Raw genomic sequence first — 20,677 nt, 5'->3', positions numbered from 1 at the left:
TCATCTTTGAAGGCTCCATGCTGGTCAGGAGGTGGGATGGTCTTCTGGATTCGATCATGTCGGGGAAGACGGCTGCCCAACTCCTGGACGTCAACGATAATTTCGACCTAATGGCGCGCACGCCAGAGCATGTGCGGATATTCAATGAAGCGATGACAGACCTGACACGGCTGGTCACACACAATCTCCTGCAGGCCTACGACTTTGGCACGATCTCCCACTTGATGGATGTCGGAGGCGGCTCCGGGGAACTCATGGGCGCCGTGGCGAGAGAATACTCGAATATCAAAGGAACGGTTTTCGATCTGCCGAGGTGCGCCGACGCCGCCAACCAGCACTTCGGGCAACTGGGAATCTCCACCGCGTCGACTTCGTTGCAGGCGATTTCTTTCACGCGGTGCCTGCGGCAGCCGATGCGATCATCTTGAAGAGCATTATTCACGACTGGGATGACGAGCGCAGCCGCATCATTTTGGGAAACTGCCGCAAAGCACTTCCCCAAAAAGGCAGACTGCTATTGGTCGAACGCGCGATGCCGGAATTGCCCGGTACTGATGACGCGGGCAGGTCGTGCGCGATGAGCGATTTAAACATGCTGCGCGGTCTGGGTGGACGAGAACGGACCGAAAGGGAATATCATCGGCTCCTGACCGAGAATGGCTTCCGTCCCTTCGCCATTCTCCGCGCCGGCCGCTTTAATCTGATCGAGTCGCGGCCTTGTTGAGACTGGGAGGCCGGTCGCGGCTCTGCGCCAGAGACGACCAACACGCTGCAATGAATGGTAATTTCTAAGGAACGATACCTCTGACGGCCCACGCCGTCGCGGCGAACGAACGGAAACCGTCGGCTTCCCCATCAGATAGGCTGACCGGACTACAACTCGGAGCCGTGCTTTGGCGCCCAAGTCGAGCGTTCCCACGTATGCCGCTATCGGTCCATCGTCCCCTTCGCACGGCGCCCAAAATTCCTCGAAGCAGCTATATTCCATCCGAATGGTCAGCATGTCCTCGGTCACGTCTCGCAGACCTTGCTCGTTCCACGCGCGTACTAGCTCGCCGGGGCGGCTCATCGGCGCTCTGTAGGAGCGCGCCCTGAATTCGCGACCTTTACCGTCCAGGGGTGCCGCGGCGTCCACGATCATACGATAGGCAACGAATCCTCCCCGCGTGTCCCATGTCGCCGCGGCGACTACGCCCCCCGGACGCGTGACGCGGCGCATTTCGCGGATAGCTAACTCTGGAGTTGGAACGAACTGCAACGCCAGCATGACGGAGCGGCAACGACGAAGGATCGAAACCACGCTGTCGTCGCTCTCGTCCATCAGGACGGACTTGATGACATAAGCGTCCCCGCCCACAGGGACGCTCTCGAACACATCTCCGCCGACGATTCCGCAGCGGTCGTCAACCTTCGCAGCCGACAGAAGCTCCGGCGCCTCAGTCCGACCGAGGTGGACTCGTGGCACATGTTCGAACTGTCCGGGAGGTTGTTGCACCCTACATCCGGGCAAAAAGAGCATACATGTAGGAGGTCTCGAGCGAAGCTCGTCCGGACGCGTAAAAGATCACGGACTTTGGATCCAGTTGCTTGAGTTCGCGGCCGATCTCGGCGAAAGCGTCCTCCCAATGGCAGGGGACGTACTTGTCCGTCACCGGATCGTAGCGCAGCGGCGAGGTGAGGCGACCCTGATGCTCGAGATCGAAGTCGGGCCAGGTACGAAGTTCGGTCAGCGTGTGTTCGGAAAAGAATTCCGGAGTGCATCGGTGTCACGTAAGGTCCCACGCGGTCGCCTTGGCGCCGTTCTCGCAGAATTCGGCGGCGTGGGGTCTTTCCGGCTTGCCCCATGCGCAGCTCACGCACATGAAGCCGCCGTGCTTGTTCTGCCGAAGCAGTTCCTCGCCCAATTCAACGGGACCCGGCTTCTCCCGCAGCACGACCGCGCTGAGGCCCTTCAGCGAGCCCCAGCCTCCCACGGCCCCGTCGTATTGATGGGTCTCCATCTCGGAAGCGCGAGGAGCGTCGTCAGCGTCGATTTTGGTCATGGGCATATCCCGAAGAGCAACAGCCGGCCGCCATTACGAGCGGGCTGTTCGAAAACGCCTGCCGACGCGGTTGGTTCTTCGGGTCGACCGGACCGGGCTCATCAGGAAGCGCCCACGCTGGCTCTCTTCAATTGCGAACGGAATAGGCGAAAAGCTGGTCATTGCGCTTTAGCCGTTTTCAAAAAGGTTCCTCGCCCGACGTTCGCTAAGACTAGGGGAACACGAAGCGAGCCTGGTCGTTTCCCCCATATCGACGGAGAAGCACATGCTCAGAAAAGCACTTGCCAAACTCGCGAAGCAGATGGCTGGCGATCGACATCGCCATCCGATCGACGCACGGAGGGCGGTAGGATCGCCAATAGGCCGATGAGCAACCACATCACATACGATGGCACATCGTACTACTTCACTTACGAACAGGCTTGCGACGGCCGCGAAATGGCTGTGGCCCTCCACTAGGCTTTGCTGGTCTGGCATTAAACGCCGCGGTGACTGGTGGTGTTCTCATCTGGGCGGCCGACGAAAATATTTCGCGGCGTCAATCCTTGGCGACGTTACCTAGGGGTGGCCTTAGCGTCCTACGAATTTGCCCGTCTCTTATGTAAGGTAGGGTCCAGACGTCGGGCAAGCGGAAGCAATTTTGACGCCTCAAAGCCGCCGGGGTGCCAGACGCCTCAATGTCGGAAATAGATGAGATAGAGAACCGCGAAGGCTGCGACGGCGAGGCAAAGACTGACCATCAAAACATTGCGAACCGTCGGGCCGCGTTCGGCCCCACGGGCTTCTACGGCGGTCTCCACGATCTTTCCATTCTGTACTTTAGCCATTTTCCGTCTTTCGAAACGTTTTCGGATCCCAATCTTCGAAACCCATTTGTTCCAAATGGCGATCGACTGATTGTGTCGGATCGTGCGCGTCTCCGGATGAAGCGTTGGCCCGGCGAGCGGGCTACTGCAGAGCTTTCCGGCAGCAAGACGACGATCTCAACTTTGTGCCTCGATTTCCGCCTAGCGACGTCAGCGACCCCGCGCCGATGAAGTCAAGGCCCGGAAACAAAGCGACACAAGCAACTACGCGATCCGATACTTGGTCGCGATGTTTCGCGATCTGATCGCCCCAGAAGCGTTGCTGGGCTGTGGGAGCCGCGCCTTCTGCTGCGGACGAATTCTTAATTCTACGAGCTCGGAATTACCGATGTCTCAAAGGCGCCGGCCTGCACGCCCGGCACCAAGATATTTTCATCGTGGTCATGGGTCCGCGTAGGAACGATGTGAATGATATGTGCTTGTCCGAGCAACAGAACGGAAAGGAGGATCCGAAATATGGACATCACGGGAAAGAACATCGCGATCTTGGCAACCAACGGCTTCGAGCAGGCGGAGCTCGAGGTGCCGCGGGACCGATTGACGGAAGCGGGCGCGACCGTCCACGTCGTGTCGATGGCCGCCGGCGAAATCAAGGGCTGGGACAAGAAGGATTGGGGCCGCACCGTCAAGGTCGACAAGACGCTCGACGAGGTCTCGGCCAGCGATTACGACGCTATCGTGCTGCCGGGCGGGCAGATCAACCCCGACCTGTTGCGCGTCGAACCCAAGGCACTCAAGTTCATCAAGGATATCTTCGACGCGAAAAAAGTCGTTGCTGCTGTCTGCCACGCTCCATGGCTTCTGATCGAAACGGGTATCGCCAAAGGCCGCAGGATGACATCGTTCAAGTCGATCAAGACCGATGTTTCGAACGCCGGCGCCAAGTGGGAGGACTCGGCAGTCGTTGTCGACCAGGGAGTGATCACATCCCGCAATCCGGGTGACCTTGAAGCATTCAGCGACAAGATCATCGAAGAGGTCAAGGAAGGCCGTCACAGCCAGCGCAGCGCGGCGTGACCCATGAAAAGCCAAAAAATAGCAAACAACGCGGGATCGGAAAGCGGCGTCCTCATTCTCGACCCGGGCGAGGAAGCCTTCGCCGCGCTCACAAATTTCGCGAACGAATTGCGCATCACAGCAGCTTCGCTGACCGCCATCGGTGCTTTCGAGAAGGCGATCATCGGTTGGTTCGACTTCGGCAAGCAGACATACAAGAAAATCGAAGTTGGAGAGCAGTGCGACTTGAGCGCCATCGGCGATATCGCCATTGGCGACGATGGCAAGGCGAGCCTGCACGTTCACGTCGGGCTTAGCTTGTCCGATGGCACGACGCGAGGCGTGCATCTCTTGGCGGGCACGGTAAGGCCTACCCTCGAAGTGATCATGATCGATGCTCCGGCGCATCTGCGCCGGAAGAAAAAGCCAGACATCGGCATCGCGCTGATCGACCTCGAATCGGCCTCAAGGCTTGCTTCCTGATGCCCCGAAAATACCACGTCTCGCGTCGTCAGATGGTCGGAGGCCTCGGCGCTGGCTTGGCCGTCGGCTTTCAGAATCCAGCATTTTCGCAATCATCTTTATCCGCTCCGCAACCGGTTCAAAAAATGCAAGATCCAATCAGCAAATATCCGAAGCCGCCGTTCAAGCGCCAAATTCAGCCATGGCCCGGGCTTGCCGGTAAGATGGATCCCAAGCCCGACCACGGCGAAACAAGCTATAAGGGCAGCGGGCGACTGGCAGGCCGCAAGGCCCTCATCACCGGCGGAGACAGCGGCATGGGCCGCGCGGCCGCGATCGCCTACGCGCGTGAGGGCGCCGACGTCGCCATCAACTATTATCCGGAAGAAGAGCCGGACGCGCAAGAAGTAATCAAGCTCGTGAAGGATGCCGGCCGCAACGCCGTGGCTCTACCTGGCGACCTTCGCGATGAGGCATTCTGCAACAAGCTCGTTAGTGATGCCATACAAGGGCTCGGCGGCCTTGACATCCTCGTCAGCAATGCAGGCCACCAGCAGGCTCATGACTCCATTCTCGACATCACGACCGAACAGTTCGACTGGACCATGAAGACCAATATCTATGCGCCGTTCTGGATCATCAAGGCGGCGCTTCCGCATTTGGAGCCAGGGTCCGTCATCATCGGGACAACGTCAGAACAGGCTTACGATCCCTCTCCCGATCTGTACGACTACGCACAGACGAAGGCGGCGACAATGAACTACGTCAAGTCGCTGGCAAAACAACTGGCGCCCAAGGGCATCCGCGTCTGCGGCGTGGCGCCGGGTCCGATCTGGACGCCCTTGCAGGTTTCCGGCGGCGCCAGCATGGAAAAGCTGGAGAAATTCGGCAGCATGAGCAGCATGGGGCGCCCAGGTCAGCCGGCCGAACTTGCTTCGATCTATGTGCAATTGGCGGCAAGTGACGCAAGCTTCACGACCGGAGCGGTTTACGGTGCGGCCGGCGGGACCGGGCAACCGTGATTCGGAGGCCGCCGCGCGCAGCTGCTCATAGGAGGTTTGTCGATCAAAGAACAAGAAGCCGCCCGTTGGGCGGCTTCCGATGTTACTTTCGGTTTCTGTCCATTTCCTGCGCCATCTCGAGATGATGCTGCAGCGCAGGCAGCGTTTTGCCTGCCCAATCCTTCAGTTTCGGATCGTCGCCGCCCTTGGCGTAGCGCTCGAAAAGGGATGTCGCGTCCTTGTGTGCGCTAACCTGCATCGGATCGTATTCCGATGCGAAGTCCTCGGGCTTGGAATCCTTCAGCTTGTCGAGCTTCTTCTGCGAGGAATCGTCGAGAGCGGTCGGAATGGCCGACTTCATCTCGCCGGAAACCATGCTCTTAAGCTCCGAGCTCGTCTTGGTGTGATCGGTGATCATCTGCTCGGCGAAGGTCTTCTCGGTGGGGTTGCCCTTCTGCTGCGCGATCTTGGCGGCCTCGATTTCGAGCATGTCGCTCATCGCGGCTTCCTTGATAAAGTCCTCGGTCTTGGGCGCGATGCCGAGCATGGAGTTGACGCCGGTCTTCTCGCCGGCGGATTGGGCGAACGCGGCCGTCGACAGGAAGACGGCGCCAAGGGCAATGATGGCAAGCGAAAGTTTCATCGTCTATCCTTTCAGGCGGCTTCGGCGTTGACGGCCGTGTCGGCAAGTTTGGTCAGGGCATCGTCGGTCTTCTTCTCCTCGCCCAACGTCTGGTCGAGCAGCTTGACCGCATCCTTCATGCCCAGCTTCGATGCCCACGTCTTCAGCGTACCGTAACGCGAGATTTCGTAGTGCTCGACGGCCTGCGCCGCGGCCAGCAGGCCGGCATCGAGCGCCGGTTCGTTCTTGTACTCGTCCATGATCTCGGTGCCCTCATCGAGGATGCCTTCGATGGCGTCGCACTTCTTGCCACGCGCGGGCTTGCCGAGCAGTTCGAATATCTGTTCCAGGCGCTCGATCTGCCCTTCGGTTTCGTCATGATGTTTTTCGAACGCCGCTCGTAGCTGGTCGGAGTTTGCAGCCTTCGCCATCTTGGGAAGCGACTTGTAGATCTGCTTCTCCGCGTAATAGATGTCCTTCAGCGTATCGAGGAATAATGCGTTCAAATCCTTGTCGGCCATCACACTCTCCACGTTCATGGTTTGGATAGCGCGACAATCGGGGCCGGTGAACATTGTTCCTCGCGCCGAGAGACGTGCGAAGGAGCAGCGACAGCTCTTGGATCGAGCCGGGCCAACAAAGTTTATTTTGACTATCTCCACCGCAGAGAAGATGAGGCTCGGTCTGCCGCTAACGTCTGCTATTAGGGTCGTGCCGCCGTCACCGAAAATCGCGGATCTTGCGGCCGAGGGCGACGTTGGCGCGAGGCCAGGAACGAATCCGCGCTTTTTTCCTTTTAAACCCCGGAGACGGAATCCGGAGCGGGACAGTCGCCAGCGTGGCCATGCGGCATAATGCCCGTGTGGTCGCGCCGCTCGTTTTGAATCGGCGAGGACGCTGTGCCTAACCCTACGGAAGAATAACCCTACGGAAGATCAGATACGCACTCGAGCGCACCAACTTCGGGAGATCGTTGGAAAGCCCGAAGGACGAGACAACGAGTTTTGGCACGAAGCCGAGCGCGAACTCAAGGACGGCCCTACAAACAACCCTGTCGAGAAGTTTCACCGAGTAGTCCATGCCCGATATGCGCATTCCGGGGCAGGCGGAGCCCGAAGAAAGACCGCCGTTCGTCGCGGCGAACGAGAAACGGGCGCTACCCAAAGCGCCGCCGCTTGCCCCGAACAAACGTGTCGGTTTTGCGGTCGTAGGTCTAGGGCGGTTGAGTCTCGAGGAGATCATTCCGGCGTTCGGAACGTGCAAGCTTGCCAAGCTCACCGCTCTGATGACGGGCGATCTTTCGAAGGGCAGGCGCGTCGCAGAGCAATATGGCATTCCTTCAGAAGCGGTCTTTGCATACGACGACTGGAAGGGGCTGGCGGCACGGGACGACGTGCAGGTGGTCTACGTCGTCACGCCGAACGGCCTGCATGTCGAGCAGGTGAAACGGGCCGCGGCCGCCGGGAAGCAGGTGCTCTGCGAGAAGCCGATGGCGGCAAATTCGGCGGAAGCGCAGGAGATGATCGACGCCTGCAAGAAGGCCGGCGTGCCCTTGATGATCGCGTACCGATGCCAGTACGAGCCGCACAACGCCGAAGTGACGCGGATGGTGTGCTCGGGCGAGTTCGGCGCCCTTAAGCTCATCGAGGCGCACAACGGACAGGTGCAGGACACCGCCATGCAGTGGCGCCACAACCGGACACTGGCGGGCGGAGGTGCGCTGCCGGACATCGGCATCTACTGCCTGAGTTTCGCGCGCTTCGTGACCGGCGAAGAGCCCGAGGATATTTTTGCTTGGTCGTGGAGCACGCCGGGCGACGCGCGCTTCAAGGACGTCGAGGAAAATGTCGCCTGGCAGATGCGCTTTCCGTCCGACGTCGTCGCGTATGGCTTGCTCCTATGGTGTGCACGAAGCACGCCCGGCGAGGCTTTACTTCGAGAGGGCCGTCGTGCAACTGGAGCCCGCATTCGCCTACAAGGGGCTACGTCTCAAGGTCATCCGTCGGTCTCCGGATCGCGAGGATGTCGAGCTCACCGAAGAGCGAGTTATGGGGGAGACCAACCAGTTTGCCACCGAAATCGATCACATGGCCGGGTGCTTCATCACCGGCCGCCGCCCGCGCACTCCCGGCGAGGAGGGGTTACAGGATCACAAGCTGATGGAAGCGATCTACATTTCGGCCGCCGACAATCGTCCCGTCAGACTCGAACGATTCGCCGGTCTTGACAAATTTCGCAATCCCTAGAGAGCCGGCGAATGCTCGTCGGCATAGACGCGTCAAGATCGCTTGAACGGTGCAGATGGTCCCGCGGAACAAGTCGGATATCGACAGACGACCGTCCCCTGCCAACGAGACGGCCCTTGCGGCGCCACTCAAAGGCCGGCCGCGACGCCGAAACGTCCGATGCCAGGTAGCTTGAGCGCGGGGCGCCGGATATCGAAGCCGAGGACGGCACCGAAGAGGTTAAGTTCGAAGCCTTCGATCCAGCCGATCGTTAGTCCGACGTATCCCGCGAACGTAACGAAAACACCCGTGCTCGACGGCGTGACGCCGACCCAGCGGCCGTCATATGGGAAGTCCTTGCCGATGGCGGTCGGCGGCAGGATCGCCCGAGGCTCCGGGACGGCGTCCAGCGCAGCCTGCACGAAGGTGTTCGAGTTGGGACCCGGCCAGGCGCTGTAGTCACCGTATGCCTTGAACTTGTAGTTCTCGATCACATAACGGATTTTCGGGATGAGCGGCTCGGCCGCCTCGCCGTCGACCGCTACAATCGTCTGGGGCAGGGCACCGAACCATCGTCCGTCCGGAGCGAATCCGTTCGTGCGGATCGGCTCGCCCCAGGCCGTGTAGTCGTAGCGGCTATAGGTCGTCGCGCCCTTTTCCTTCACGACGATCCAAGTATGGACCGCGAAGATGCTGCGCCATCGGGCGGTCCGCGCAGCGAAGACCCGGATCACGGCTCCCGGATGAGTTGTCGCCGGCGGCAGCAGGCCGGCACTCGACCTGTCGGCCGTCTGCCAGTTGCCGCGGCCGTCGCCGACCCACAAATAGCGGGCCGCCGACGCGGCGATCGGCGCAAAAACGAGAAACAGAAAAATGACCAAGGGCTTCTTCAAGGGAGTGCTGCGGGGGATATTCAATGGAATATAGGCAGGATCGTCGCTTGCGCCATGTTTGGCCGGTCGGCCGTGGTTCCGACTAAGAACTCCCGATGCTGTACCGTAAGAAGCGGGGGAGCCGGCTCAAGAACGGTTTCCGCGAAACAGTCCCGGTCTTCTTGCCGCAAGAGTTCTTCGTTGGACGGCTGTAAGGATTCGAGAGTCTGGTCGGCGGTCTGCACACGAGAGCCAGCATAAGGGCGACCGGAACGCTCGACAGCGAAACCGGATCAGTCTCGTTTTGTCGAAGTTTGTTGCGAGGAATCTCGCGAAGCTCCGGCAGCCGAGCGAAGCGCATGACGAGAAGGGAAGATCGCGGTGCATAGAAGAGCCGCTGCCGGCTCTGAGGGAGTTTCGGCGGTTCAAGCGCAGCGGTCAGCTTCGATCTGCAGTGGCAGGCCTGCGGAGTCGATAACCTACATCTCGATCTTTAACTGAACCATGTCGGCATATTACTTGACGTATCCTGGGAACGGGTTCGCTTTCAGCAATTTTGCCAAATGGGCGGCGTTAGCAGCTGCCATGGCAGATGCCAGAGCAACTTTTTCCGGGGGCTCCCGAAACTCGTTGTATTCTTTGCCTGTCATGGCTTCGCCGACCCAATAGGTAACCGAGGTCGGCGCCAAAGAAAAGCCGAGGTCATTCATCGCTTGATAAATTTCAGCAGCGACATGATGGGCACCGTCTTCATTGCCAACGACCGCGACTAGTCCGACTTTCCCGAAAGTCATCATACGGTTCTTCTCGTCTAGATCTTCAATAAATGCGTCGATCCTTTCCAAAACGCGTTTCGCAACACTCGAGGGCTGACCCAGCCAAATCGGAGTTGCCATCACAACAAGATCGGATTCCATGAGCTTGGCTCGCAAAGCGGGCCACGCGTCTCCGTCGCCCATGTCATGATCTGTGCCGGGCTTTATGTCATGATCGACCGCCCGGATGATTTCGGTCTCGACGTCAAAGCGGCGTAACTCGGAGATCAGCTGAGAAAGCAGCTTTTCTGTTGACGACGTATCATCAGCGCTAGACGACTTCAGCGAACAGTTGAACGCGAGAGCTTTCAGCATCGACAATCTTTCTAGCAAACGGCTAACAACCCTTGCAGATGCTTTTGACCTTCTTGTCGACCTGCCTGTCTTGTCTGTCGGTCGCCGGGTCCCCGGTCCCCGTGGCGACGCCGGCGCCGTTCGCGGATCGACCAGAAGGGGCTGCCGTGCCAGCCGAATTAGTGCCCGGCGATGCTGCGCTCGAGCCCAGGGAGCCGCCAGTCGCAGCTCCACCGCCGGATGTCGCTTGAGCCAATACGGGGCTGGAATAGGCTGATTGTACGATGATGCAGGCGATGACTAAAAATTTCACGTGCAGCCTCCTTCGGACGGTGTGCAAAGATGCTGCCACCGTTAGGCTCTTGAGAACTTGACCTTTGTCGTTACACGAAGGCCCACCCAAAATGGCTGCAATTAACACCTCGAAAAGCCGGCTTGTTCCTATCGCTGAGCGTGGCCGACCGCCCCTTGGAACAGGTGGTGAAATCGGCGGTTCTTTCTCAAAGTTCTCAGGCCCCGAGATATGATACGCCATGTCGCAGACGGTCGGAGAGTTTGTTGTCAAGCGCCTCCATGACGGGGGTGTACGGCACATGTTCGGCTGTCCTGGCGAACGCAAAAAGGGCGTTTTCGGTGCGCTTAACCGTGGCGATGGCAAAATCGAATTTTGTCCAGACGCGGCACGAGGAAATTTGCCACGCGCCCATGATGCCGACCCCGCCCGCGCGGCTCAGATCCGACAACTGCTTCGAATTTGATAAATAAATTCGCTCAAGCAGGTCAATGGGATCAGGCAGGCGCGTTCGGCAGAAAGCATTAGCCCGCGCTCGCCGCGCTTGCTTCCACGCCAGCGTAAGCCATCGGCATCCGAATCGCGCCTTTATTTGCCGGGATTGCAATTAAGGACTGCCTTTGCCGTAAGGCTGGCAGCCGATGATAAGCGGCCAAGTAATTTCTCGCCATCTGCTCTGCTGTGAAACGGTGCTCAAACCGCTTTCGGATCGCCTGCCGTTCTAACATGCCAACTGATCTTGCGGCCGCGACGGCTTCGTCGATCGAATTGACGACAAAGCCGCTTTGGCCGTGATCGATGACTTCCGGCACGGACCCGTGCGCAAGCGCGATTACAGGCGTGCCGCAAGCCATGGCTTCGATCATGACAAGACCGAACGGTTCTGGCCAGCAAATCGGAAAGAGTAACGCGCGCGCGTTGCCGAGGAAGTCGGCTTTTTGGAACTCGTTGATCTCGCCGATGAACTCGACATTTGGATGGGCGGCAATCATCGGCGCGATGATCTGCTCCCAATAGCGTTGATCGGCGTCATCGATCTTAGCCGCTATCTTAAGCGACAGTCCGGCTTGTGCCGCAATCTCGATCGCTCTGTCAGGTCCCTTTTCTGGAGAAATGCGGCCGAGAAATGCAAGATAATCGCCTGAAGAATCCTTTCGGAATGGCAGGAGGTCGGCAGGCAATCCGTGTAGGATCGTCCCAAGCCAGTTGACTGGTGGCATAGGAGATCGTTGGGCATCTGAAATCGACACAACCGGAGGCTCAGGGAAGGCCGAGTAGAACGGCATTAGGTCGGGAAGATCGAGCCGCCCATGCAGCGTTGTCACGATCCGATCAAAATAAGGACGCATCAAGGGATAATGCAGATGGTCGATGTGAAAATGAAGAACGTCGAACTCGTCGGCCCGCCTTGCGACCTGATCCAGCATCACGACGTGATGGGGCGTCATGTCCTTAACCGAGTGATCGAGACGCAAAGCCATCTTCGAGCATGGCACCAGTTCGGCCGACGTAATTGAATCTCCGCTCGCGAACAGCGTAACTTGGTGTCCTTGGCGCACCAGTTCTTCCGTCAAGTACGAGACGATGCGCTCGGTGCCCCCGTAGAGCCGTGGGGGGCAGCTCTCCGCAAGTGGTGCGATTTGCGCGATCTTCATGGTCTTGACCCCAAATACACTTAGGTTGATGAATTGCATATTCAGCGCATGACGTAGCCGATGGTTCCAAGCTTTAGCCACCGCCGGACGGCGAAGGCCCTTCAAGACCATTTTTCATCCGAAGGTCGGGAAGGCCCGGCAGCGACGCGACCGCTCGCGTCCGTGAGGGCAGCGCGTATTCCGTGACTCGGCATCGGAGGATATTGACCGTGAAGGCGCCGCCTGCCTGCACCGGCTCGCGCCCGCGCAACGGAATTGGGATTGAAGCCCTCGACATCAGATTCCCGATCCGCTCCCGAGCTTCAAAGAGTATTTGGCGAGACTTCCGCGATGCCGCAGTGGACTTCAAACAATCCATCATTCTTCGCCAGTATCCGTAACCCCAAGCGAAGAGAGGGATCGACAGCAGTTTCGTCTTGTTTAGCTGAAAAAATCTTCGACGACAGTCAGCTGGACGTCTGCAGCAATGAAGACAATTGATCCCGGGATCCTCCTGCTTGACGAAACCCGCGCTGTGCTCGGATAGAGACCGCGCAACGATGACGACGAGTGTGCTTCTTTAGGTCGTGTCCAGGAGATTAGATAAGCGACAACGGGAATGTCGATGCTGCGAACACATCGCAACATTACGACGGATTCACATAGGTTATCTTAACTAGAAAGCAGCAGCGCGGTGGGAAACGCACCTGGCCACGAACGATTAACACGATGGGCTATCAAAGGTGGACTGCTGAAGAGACCGAACAACTGAAAGCGATGGTCGGTGCGCGAGCGAGTGCAAACCGCATCGTGGTCGCACTGAGGCGCTCGATTCACTCCGTATACGGGCCCACATGGTTTACCTCTTCCGACCCGCATGGAGGAGCGCAGACGAGCGAGGAACTTGCTCAGCTCCAGCACAAGCTCGGAATGAACGCCGCGCGTGCAAACGATAGCCTAGCCGGAGACGGCTCTCGCAAAATTTATGACTTCGCCCCCGTCCAGCCGGGTATGACGCCGCAGGCGTAGCGCTCGGCGCCAGCGAGCCCGCGGAGAAGCAATGATCGTTATCGCCGTTTACACCGATCGAGAAGAAACTGGCGTGATGCCAGAGGTCTTAATCACGGTCCACAAGGCGCCCCCGCCTTATTGGGCTCAGCGGAACCTTCGGCAGTCCGGAGCATTTCCTCAGCATTGAACAACTGGAGGCTATCAGATGAAATATGCTTTGGCCGTTGCTGCCGTTGTTGCCCTCGCCACCCCCGCTTTCGCTGATGAAGTTGGTGTCCATGTTGGACCCGTTGGCGCTGGCGTGACGACGGGGGAATCCCACATCGATCGCGACCGTGACCGCACCACAGTCATCAAGGAGCGTGAGCCAGCCGATCGCACGACCGTCATCAAGAAGGAACACGACGAACCGCGCGAAAAGACGATCATCAAAGAGCGTGATTAATTTGCATTGGCCCCCGTACCAGCGGGGGCCTTTTCAATTGCATGCAGCCGTGTCGCCACATACCTGATTTGACCTATGATACCTGGTAGGAGCAGCGACCCCTACCGGCTTCTCTCCGCGCTTTTGGCGCGATTATTGGTGCATGCCCTGGCGCGCGCCGAAAGCGCCCATTTCTTCCAGTATTGGACCCCGGCCCCGTCGATCGAAACACCGGCTACTAGATCGTGCTCGTCTTCTGCCTCTGATGCCAGCACTACATCGGCCCGCTGAAGCTCACGATCTTCCCGATTGGAGGATCTCGTGCCAACTAGCTTGCATTGGCGTCAGTGCCTTATCACTTCCGCTTTCAGTTCAGCGCTACCAGGCGCCGGATCGCGTGAGCGCGGGTAAGGGTCTTTTCGGTCGACGCTGCTGGCGACAATTCCGACCGCCGGGGGTGGGCGCCGCCGCCAGTCGGCCCGCTGGGCGCGTCTGCCGCCAGTCCTGAGCTACGCGATGCCGCGCTCCGCCAGCGGCTCGGGCACCGGCTCGCCATCGAAACGTCTGTCGTCGCTATAGTGGCCGCGTCGAAATCTTATCGTTCCTGGGACGCGACGGAGCTTGCGCTGTATCGGCTCGGGTGGTCCCGCGCGCCGCGCCGCTCAGACACCGCGGGTTCGGCACACGCATTCTGGAAAACATGAGTGGCCAGCTCAAGGGCGAGGTGGGTTTTGATTGGCGCGAGTAGCGGCTAGCCCGCGAGATCGCTTTGCCGCTTGCATTGGAAGCCAAGCGAACATCTGTACATTATCCAGCCGGCGGAGGGGATTCGTCATGCGGCCGCTCGGCCAGAGCGTCTGGCAAAGAAAAGGCCGCCCGAAGGCGGCCGATTCTTGGTCATCCCTACCGCTCATTTCTTAACGGCGTCAGCAGCGTTCCGCGCTGCATCCTTCACGTCTCCCGCGGCATTGTGGATAGAGCCCTTGGCTTTATCGATCTTGCCTTCGGTTTCCAAGTCCTTGTCGCCAGTGAGCTTGCCGGCACCTTCCTTGATGGCGCCCTTTGCCTTGTCAGCTGCGTCCTTCACATGTTCGCGATCCATCATAGTACTCCGTTCTGTATGGGATGTGGTCCAATAAAGGAGCTGCGCAGTAGTTCCTGCGAGAACCTTTGACCGGAGCTGACCGTCCGCTCTGTTGATCGCCCGCTTGTCCAGCCACCCCGATCCAGCGACGCGTTGGCCACTTGCGGCGTGTGATCGAGGACGCCCTCGGACGGCCAGATCGGGCAACTGCTAATTGGCGCGAAGCTGGTCTGACCGAGCCGCGCTCCTCCACAAAGAACTAGCACGATGAACCTCCGCAGTGGTTTCTGCGAGCGCTTTGCACGGGACCTCCCGCGCGGCCTTTTCGTCGCTGGCATGGCTAACAAAGCAATGCGCAGCGCGGACGTCTCGTTTCGAATTTCAAGGCGGACATTTCGCGTGGGAATACGCGGTGCCACCCGGCGCAATCATTCTGCAGTTGCTATATGAGGATGGCCGAGTGGACCGAAAGCAGTTTGTACCGAAATCAGGCAAGCGCTATCTCGCGTTCAGTGAAATCACCTTTGCGAGTTCGCTCTCCTTGTGGCGTTGAACATTCTTTAGTGATGACAGAGAATTTTGCTAATTGGGCGGGGCCAAATGCTGTGGAGATAGCGACATCAGCAGCATCACGACCTCGAGCAACGACTATACGACCGATGCGCGGATGATTGTGTCGAGCATCAAACGTGTACCAGCGGCCGCCAAGATAAGCCTCAAACCAAGCGCTGAAGTCCATAGGGGCAGGGTCTCGCGGAACGCCAATGTCCCCAAGATACCCCGTGCAATATCGCGCGGGAATGTTCATGCAGCGACAAAGTGTGATCGCCAGATGAGCGAAATCTCGACATACGCCTCGTTGTTCGTCATGGCCTTCCGCCGCTGTCCGGTCGCAACGAGCATATTGATAGCCGAACTCTAGCCGGTTATGGACATAGTCACAGATGGCTTGGACCCGTTGCCAACCGCCGGTGATGCCGCCGAACTGCGCCCAGGCGAGATCGCCCAGCTTCTCGGAATCACAGTAGCGGCTGCCAAGCAGGTGCACCAATGCGTCGTCTGGAAGTTGTTCGATCTCGAATTGCCGAGCGCCAGGCACGACTTCATCCGGTCGTCCGCTATCGGAGACGATGAAGCGGTTGCGGATCTCAATCAGTCCAGTCGGCGCGATCAAACGGGTACATATATTACCGAACACATCGTGATAGTCGCGATGCGCAACGCTGGGAGAGAAGCTGATCTCGTGTCTGGTCAACAAGTCACCGTGCCGCGACGGGTGGACGGTAAGCATGAGCATCATGGGCACGTCTTGAAGGCAGTTGAAAGCTATGTCGTAGCCGGCTTGGATTTCCATGGTCATGCCTCGTTGCATTGGTGCAGGCAATAAATCGGTCACGGGCTCCAGGTTCCTAATCTAAGTTGATGAAAATGCGGGCAAATGCTCGAAAAAAGTTAGTCGCACGTGCTTTCCGCGAACTGAACCTGAGTTAGAGTTCGATCAGGCGGTTCTCTCAGAAATGTCGATATTCACTTTCCACCACGACGTGCCAATTCAGAATCCTGTTCGGCCGGCCGGGGGATGAAGAATAGCGACGCGAACCCGATGCGAATGGCTTAGCACGGTCTCTTGCCGGCAACTTGCCGCAGGACGCGCGAAACCCGGTGCGCATGGCCCTCGCGCTATGGCCCCTGTACTTGAAATCTCGACGCGGTTCATGGCTCGTCAATCGGCGTTCGCCTTCACGGTGCTCGTCGCGCTAGTTTTGGTCACGCCGATCTTGCTCGCCGTCTATGCGATAGCCCAGCAGAGCGACACGCTCATGGGTTGGCTGAAAAGAGCGCGTGAGGGCGGGACAGAGGTGCCGGACTGGGTCGCGCGCCTGCCCATCGCTGCCGAAAGCATGGAGTAGTGGTGCCGCGCCGGTCTTTCCGATCCGAAGGCCGCCACGCAAGTTGAAGACGCTGAATGCCGACCACGTGTCCGACCTCCTTACGACTTTTGGCGGTCAACTGATACATCGGCTGTTCCTGTTGTTCTTCTCGCTGCGGGCCTTGTATGCCTTGATGCGTAGCGGTTCTTCGGCGTTCTGGCTGGGTTCGGTCTGATCGGATTGTTCGTCGGGCCGGTTATCATGGCAGCGATTCTAACGATCTGGAGCGAATGGATATTCCGACCAGCGACACAGGTAGCAAGGGCTGCCACGAGTTTCGAGCGCTGCCGTGCAAGTCCAGTTTCGCCGTGAACGCCATCGCCGAGCGGACGCTGAATCTCTGAACTCACAGCTCGTTGCCGCCAGCCCACCTCAGCGGAGTCCCGACAGTTAGTCTGAAGCGCAGCTCCGGCTATCCAGCGCATGGTCGTGTCAGGGGTGGTGTTTAGCTTCCGGCCGGTGAATCCATTTGAGCTTAACGCTCAAGGTATCAAAAAACGGGGATACCGGGAAAACAAGGGCTGCTCCCGGGCCAAACCAGCACTTGTCAGCGCAATCGGCCGCGAATGAGCAAAACTTCGTCCTTCGCCGATCCCTATCTGGCGAGATTATAGTCATCGTTTGCTGAACGGCCATGTTTTGACTCTCCTCAAGGAGGTCCGGAAATTTGCACGTTGTGCTCGACGACAACCTGTCGTGCTCTCCCGAACGGCGGAGACACGACCCGCAAGTTCGTCGCCATGCGGCTGTTTCGCACAGCAAAGCGCGGGAAGACGACCCTCGGAGCGCCTGAAGCCGTGGCGCGGCGGGACATGCATAAACTTAGGCGAACCACGCCGCGTAGCTATTCCCCACGTTTGTGACGTTTACGTCACCACGCATTCGACCGGTCCCCCTATACTCGACGGTCCGGGAGAGTCTGATGTTTGATGTCTATGTGAACGAAAGAAACGGTCTTTTAATCGTCGCGCGGGGCTGCGCCGTTCCCGAAAAGGAAACCGGCCGGTGGCGAAAGAAGCGCTCGGTGCGAACCGTAAGCGATCGGATCCGGGCTGACATACGCGTCGCCGGATTTCATCGCCGAAACCTGGCAACTCGCCCAAAGTCACATCGTGAAATCCTCCGGCAGTCGCCCCAGTCCGCGCGCGGGTACGGCCGATAGGGCGAGATGCGCGGAGCAAGGATCTTTGATCTGTGAAGCTTGGTGACGATGTCGGCTATGGCGTCGTCCACCCATTTGTCCATCGTGCGATCCATTCGCGCAGGGCAGGCTAAAAGACCTCGCCGCGAACTTCGACAACGCCACGATCCATAATTCCCAGGCTGCGCGCGGCGCCGCGCGAAAGGTCGAGCACGCGACCCCTGATGTTTGGTCCGCGGTCGGTGATGCGGACGACAACTGATTTATCCGTCGCAAGATCAGTTACGCGAACTTTCGTGCCGAACGGAAGGCTGCGATGTGCGGCTGTTGGCAGCTCGCGGTCGAATGCAATGCCGCTCGCTGTCTTCCCCGTCCGATACGAGTAAAACGATGCCTTGCCAGAGAAGGTGCGGCTGGGGGTCTGCGTGGGGGGGCTATCTTCCGCACCGTCCCGTACCTTTTCAGCGTTTATTGGCTGTTTTTTTTGATATTCCTTCGACTGATCAGGTGCCGCGGGAGCGGGGTCCGCGTGCGCCTTCGGGATGATAGACCATCTCTCGTCGAACGTTTGCGCTGCAGCAGGATAAGCGAAGGTGGCCGCCGAGATCGATACAGCCGCCAGTGTAATAATCTTCGGAAACGCACGCATGGCACGCCACCTCACCAAACAATAAGAACAATGCGGACGTGCTAGGCAGCGTTCCCATGCATCGAAATAGGTGCATTGCGCTGCGTACATATCCGCTCAGGAACAAGAGAGGATCTAGAGCGAAGTCACGAGATCGACCCGATCACTGACCTCTTTTTTGAGCCCGCTTCTTAGCTGCCGCGCGCATATGATCGACCAGACTAGGAGAGGGCTGGCCCGCTGCTTTTGCCGATCGTTTCGCTGCCGCCGTCCTTGCAGGTGAGAGCCTTTTCGACTTCTTTCGCGGGTTAGTTTCCTTCGAGGGTGGCACCGTGCCATGCCTAGCCGGTTCGTTCGGGGCGTCCGGCAAGTCGTTGCAACCCGAGTTGAAGGGCGCCGCAGCGCTGCGGCCTAGGGGTGGAAAAAGATCGTCTCCAAATAACGACCATCGTTACCGCGGCAAGTCCGAGACCCGCGATTAGCATTGCCAGGACGCTTGGGCTTGGCCTTGCCTGCCGAGTTTCCCGCCTCGGCGCTTGAGGCGTCTAGGCCTTTGGTGCCCTCGACGCTCTCCAGCATGCGAAAACTTACCGTTTCCCAAGGCTCCGGAAAGGGAACTACGCCCGTTGACGCGCCGTTAAGTCGCGGAGGCCGCTAATATGACAAGCCCGCATGCCGTGAAGCCTGTCACGCACTGGACGACCAGAGTCGGCCAAGCTACCGCGCACCCGGCGGCCTTCGCGGTCGTCGTGCTTTATGCGGTTGTATGGACTGTCTTTGAGCGCCGCACGTTCGACTTCAACGCTATTGCGACGCTGGCGGTCTGGATGATGACGCTTTTCATCCAGCGATCCAGCCGCCGCGATACGCTCGCCATTCACGCGAAGCTCGATGAGCTCTTACGCACCGATGAAAAGGCGCGATCCGAACTTAGTACGCTTGATGAAAAGGAGCCCGAGGCCATCGCAATCCATCGTGATGCCGAAGTGCGAGCGTCGCGCCGTGACCAATAGCTTCCTTACACATTGGAGATGAGAATTGTCTGCTGATGTACGCAAGGGTATGCCGCCCACCAGGATTGATCGCGCCAGTTTCGAACGGCGCTATCGCGCGCGGCTTTCGGATCCGGCATTTGAGCCGCTGCAGGGCTCGCGCTAGGCAGCTTTGGGAAGAGGCGGGCCGGCCGGCGGGTCGAGACCTGGATTTCTGGTTGCGAGCCGAGCGTGAATTGGCGAAAGGGGAAGCTAGCCATCAGCTACGCGCTGACTGAGGCCAAATCCGCTTGCACGAGCCTCCTGCAGCCCGCCCGATCGCAATCTGATTGATCTCTACGCGGACGCCGGCATCGAGTTGATCGGCCTGATGGACGCGCGATCGCATGATAAAGTTGGCCTCGCCGCGGCCTTCGCACACGTATCTCCGAGTGCTCAAGCGATGGACCGTGACTTCCAATCGATCTACGGGCTGTTCTGGCCGGTCAGAACGTCCGAGACGCTCCTCACAGCGGTCTGTCAGTACGAGGTCCGCTCGGGCACCGAACGTTCAGGTCCCCCTCCGTCCAGGGGGCGGCGCGACCAGCCCGATCGGGACGACACGAGGGGTGTCCCTAAGGATGCCGTGTGCTTGGCATGCGGACCGTTGTGAAGTTCTAGCTAGCAACGGCCCGGGCGACGGTGAATGGGAACGACTTCGCGTTGGTTCGAATGTATCAAGGGAGACGGAATCCAAAGCAGGACAGTCGCCAACGTGGCCATTCGGTGTAACGCCCGCGTGACCACGTTTTCCATCGATGAGTAGCTATCGATGAGTAGCTTAGGAACCCCGTTTCAAGCGAACCGTTGAGGCCTCATTCCGGAGGCGCCGAATGCCAGAAGTCACAACAGCCAACACCAACACGCGCGTGGGTGCAACGGCGCGCATTGCTTTGCATCCGATTCATCCTATGCTGGTGCCGTTTCCGATCGTATGCTTCATCGGCGCGCTACTCACCGACATCGCCTATTGGCGAACGACGGAGATGATGTGGGCGGATTTCTCGGCCTGGCTGTTGTTTGCAGGCCTCCTGATGGGCGGCCTCGCGGCAATCGCCGGGTTGATAGATTTCATTGGTCGCCGCCGCATCCGCCAGATCGCGGCGGCCTGGTGGCACATGATTGGGAATATCGTTGTTATGCTGCTCGCGCTCGCTAATTCGTTCGTTCACAGCCGCGATGCCTGGACCTCGGTGATACCCGAAGGGCTGGTGTTGTCGGTGCTAACCGTGCTCGTGATGCTGGTCACGGCTTGGTTGGGCGGAGAGATGGTTTACCGGCGTCGCGTAGGAGTTGTGGATTGATA

Annotated in this window: 21 protein-coding genes and 4 pseudogenes; 14 read left to right on the top strand and 11 right to left on the bottom strand. The window is 58.9% G+C overall.

Going from position 1 to position 20,677, the window contains the following annotated elements; genetic code table 11:
- Positions 1-17 precede the first annotated feature (17 nt).
- Positions 18-607 (top strand): annotated as a pseudogene (locus BraRD5C2_RS39315) (methyltransferase); the annotation flags it as partial.
- Here BraRD5C2_RS39315 and BraRD5C2_RS39690 read toward each other — a convergent pair.
- Both BraRD5C2_RS39690 and BraRD5C2_RS19250 read right to left on the bottom strand, forming a co-directional pair.
- Positions 587-1,465: a class I SAM-dependent methyltransferase gene (locus BraRD5C2_RS39690; protein WP_223970436.1), complete on the bottom strand. Its 879-nt coding sequence runs from the start codon at positions 1,463-1,465 to the stop codon at positions 587-589. The pseudogene BraRD5C2_RS39315 and the gene BraRD5C2_RS39690 sit on opposite strands and share 21 nt — an antisense overlap.
- Positions 1,432-2,000 (bottom strand): annotated as a pseudogene (locus BraRD5C2_RS19250) (FdhF/YdeP family oxidoreductase); the annotation flags it as partial. The pseudogene BraRD5C2_RS19250 and the gene BraRD5C2_RS39690, both read right to left, overlap by 34 nt.
- 719 nt (positions 2,001-2,719) lie before the next feature.
- Here BraRD5C2_RS19250 and BraRD5C2_RS19245 point away from each other — a divergent pair.
- From BraRD5C2_RS19245 to BraRD5C2_RS19230, 4 genes are all read left to right on the top strand, one after another.
- Positions 2,720-3,079 (top strand): hypothetical protein, encoded by a 360-nt coding sequence (locus tag BraRD5C2_RS19245; protein WP_223970434.1) that lies wholly within the window; start codon positions 2,720-2,722, stop codon positions 3,077-3,079.
- 285 nt (positions 3,080-3,364) lie between these two features.
- Positions 3,365-3,925: a type 1 glutamine amidotransferase domain-containing protein gene (locus BraRD5C2_RS19240; protein ID WP_223970433.1), complete on the top strand. Its 561-nt coding sequence runs from the start codon at positions 3,365-3,367 to the stop codon at positions 3,923-3,925.
- Between the two features lie 3 nt (positions 3,926-3,928).
- Positions 3,929-4,387 (top strand): PPC domain-containing DNA-binding protein, encoded by a 459-nt coding sequence (locus BraRD5C2_RS19235; RefSeq protein ID WP_223970432.1) that lies wholly within the window; start codon positions 3,929-3,931, stop codon positions 4,385-4,387.
- 125 nt (positions 4,388-4,512) lie between these two features.
- Positions 4,513-5,388, top strand: coding sequence for an SDR family oxidoreductase (locus tag BraRD5C2_RS19230; protein ID WP_223970638.1), 876 nt, complete (start codon positions 4,513-4,515; stop codon positions 5,386-5,388).
- Between the two features lie 82 nt (positions 5,389-5,470).
- Here the strand turns inward: BraRD5C2_RS19230 and BraRD5C2_RS19225 are convergent, their stop codons facing one another.
- Both BraRD5C2_RS19225 and BraRD5C2_RS19220 read right to left on the bottom strand, forming a co-directional pair.
- Positions 5,471-6,010, bottom strand: coding sequence for a DUF4142 domain-containing protein (locus tag BraRD5C2_RS19225; protein WP_223970431.1), 540 nt, complete (start codon positions 6,008-6,010; stop codon positions 5,471-5,473).
- 11 nt (positions 6,011-6,021) lie between these two features.
- Positions 6,022-6,510 (bottom strand): YciE/YciF ferroxidase family protein, encoded by a 489-nt coding sequence (locus BraRD5C2_RS19220; RefSeq protein ID WP_223970636.1) that lies wholly within the window; start codon positions 6,508-6,510, stop codon positions 6,022-6,024.
- Positions 6,511-6,886: 376 nt separating this feature from the next.
- Between BraRD5C2_RS19220 and BraRD5C2_RS19215 the strand changes: the two are divergent.
- The 3 genes and pseudogenes from BraRD5C2_RS19215 to BraRD5C2_RS39685 all read left to right on the top strand — a co-directional run.
- Positions 6,887-7,009: pseudogene (locus BraRD5C2_RS19215) on the top strand (DUF2934 domain-containing protein); the annotation flags it as partial.
- Positions 7,010-7,067: 58 nt separating this feature from the next.
- A pseudogene (locus tag BraRD5C2_RS19210) lies at positions 7,068-7,892 on the top strand (Gfo/Idh/MocA family protein); the annotation flags it as partial.
- Complete coding sequence (locus BraRD5C2_RS39685) at positions 7,834-8,235, top strand: Gfo/Idh/MocA family oxidoreductase (protein ID WP_374708025.1); 402 nt, start codon at positions 7,834-7,836, stop codon at positions 8,233-8,235. The pseudogene BraRD5C2_RS19210 and the gene BraRD5C2_RS39685, both read left to right, overlap by 59 nt.
- A gap of 128 nt (positions 8,236-8,363) precedes the next feature.
- Here BraRD5C2_RS39685 and BraRD5C2_RS19205 read toward each other — a convergent pair whose 3' ends face one another.
- From BraRD5C2_RS19205 to BraRD5C2_RS19190, 4 genes are all read right to left on the bottom strand, one after another.
- Entirely contained in the window at positions 8,364-9,095 is a 732-nt protein-coding gene (locus tag BraRD5C2_RS19205) for a DUF3750 domain-containing protein (protein ID WP_223970429.1), read from the bottom strand.
- Positions 9,096-9,601: 506 nt separating this feature from the next.
- Positions 9,602-10,216 (bottom strand): flavodoxin family protein, encoded by a 615-nt coding sequence (locus tag BraRD5C2_RS19200; RefSeq protein ID WP_223970428.1) that lies wholly within the window; start codon positions 10,214-10,216, stop codon positions 9,602-9,604.
- A gap of 488 nt (positions 10,217-10,704) precedes the next feature.
- Positions 10,705-10,938 (bottom strand): hypothetical protein, encoded by a 234-nt coding sequence (locus BraRD5C2_RS19195; RefSeq protein ID WP_223970427.1) that lies wholly within the window; start codon positions 10,936-10,938, stop codon positions 10,705-10,707.
- 73 nt (positions 10,939-11,011) lie between these two features.
- Positions 11,012-12,142, bottom strand: a complete 1,131-nt coding sequence (locus BraRD5C2_RS19190) for a glycosyltransferase family 4 protein (protein WP_223970634.1) — start codon at positions 12,140-12,142, stop codon at positions 11,012-11,014.
- Between the two features lie 1,195 nt (positions 12,143-13,337).
- On the opposite strand from BraRD5C2_RS19190, the gene BraRD5C2_RS19185 reads away from it, so the two are divergent.
- Complete coding sequence (locus BraRD5C2_RS19185) at positions 13,338-13,577, top strand: hypothetical protein (RefSeq protein WP_223970426.1); 240 nt, start codon at positions 13,338-13,340, stop codon at positions 13,575-13,577.
- 889 nt (positions 13,578-14,466) lie between these two features.
- Here the strand turns inward: BraRD5C2_RS19185 and BraRD5C2_RS19180 are convergent.
- Positions 14,467-14,658 (bottom strand): CsbD family protein, encoded by a 192-nt coding sequence (locus BraRD5C2_RS19180; RefSeq protein ID WP_223970425.1) that lies wholly within the window; start codon positions 14,656-14,658, stop codon positions 14,467-14,469.
- Between the two features lie 469 nt (positions 14,659-15,127).
- The gene (locus BraRD5C2_RS19175) at positions 15,128-15,994 is read right to left on the bottom strand and encodes a transglutaminase-like domain-containing protein (protein ID WP_223970632.1); all 867 of its coding nucleotides are present in this window, start codon (positions 15,992-15,994) and stop codon (positions 15,128-15,130) included.
- Positions 15,995-16,355: 361 nt separating this feature from the next.
- Between BraRD5C2_RS19175 and BraRD5C2_RS19170 the strand changes: the two genes are divergently transcribed.
- Entirely contained in the window at positions 16,356-16,550 is a 195-nt protein-coding gene (locus BraRD5C2_RS19170; RefSeq protein WP_223970424.1) for a hypothetical protein, read from the top strand.
- 1,292 nt (positions 16,551-17,842) lie between these two features.
- Here BraRD5C2_RS19170 and BraRD5C2_RS19165 read toward each other — a convergent pair.
- A complete protein-coding gene (locus tag BraRD5C2_RS19165; RefSeq protein WP_223970423.1) occupies positions 17,843-18,361 on the bottom strand; it encodes a septal ring lytic transglycosylase RlpA family protein in 519 nt (172 codons plus the stop codon).
- Between the two features lie 638 nt (positions 18,362-18,999).
- Here BraRD5C2_RS19165 and BraRD5C2_RS19160 point away from each other — a divergent pair.
- The 4 genes from BraRD5C2_RS19160 to BraRD5C2_RS19145 all read left to right on the top strand — a co-directional run bounded on the left by BraRD5C2_RS19160 (position 19,000) and on the right by BraRD5C2_RS19145 (position 20,675).
- Positions 19,000-19,353, top strand: a complete 354-nt coding sequence (locus BraRD5C2_RS19160; protein WP_223970422.1) for a low affinity iron permease family protein — start codon at positions 19,000-19,002, stop codon at positions 19,351-19,353.
- A gap of 35 nt (positions 19,354-19,388) precedes the next feature.
- Positions 19,389-19,610 carry a DUF2934 domain-containing protein gene (locus BraRD5C2_RS39680; RefSeq protein WP_223970421.1) on the top strand — a complete coding sequence of 74 codons (222 nt, stop codon included), beginning with the start codon at positions 19,389-19,391 and terminating at the stop codon, positions 19,608-19,610.
- Entirely contained in the window at positions 19,607-19,984 is a 378-nt protein-coding gene (locus BraRD5C2_RS19150; RefSeq protein ID WP_223970630.1) for a carbohydrate porin, read from the top strand. The genes BraRD5C2_RS39680 and BraRD5C2_RS19150 overlap by 4 nt, the downstream gene beginning before the upstream one ends.
- Before the next feature lie 220 nt (positions 19,985-20,204).
- Entirely contained in the window at positions 20,205-20,675 is a 471-nt protein-coding gene (locus BraRD5C2_RS19145; protein WP_223970419.1) for a DUF2231 domain-containing protein, read from the top strand.
- Positions 20,676-20,677: the final 2 nt, after the last annotated feature.

Source organism: Bradyrhizobium sp. RD5-C2 (assembly GCF_019972155.1).
In the GTDB taxonomy this organism is placed as follows: Bacteria; Pseudomonadota; Alphaproteobacteria; order Rhizobiales; family Xanthobacteraceae; genus Bradyrhizobium.
This window is presented reverse-complemented; position numbering and strand designations above follow the sequence as displayed.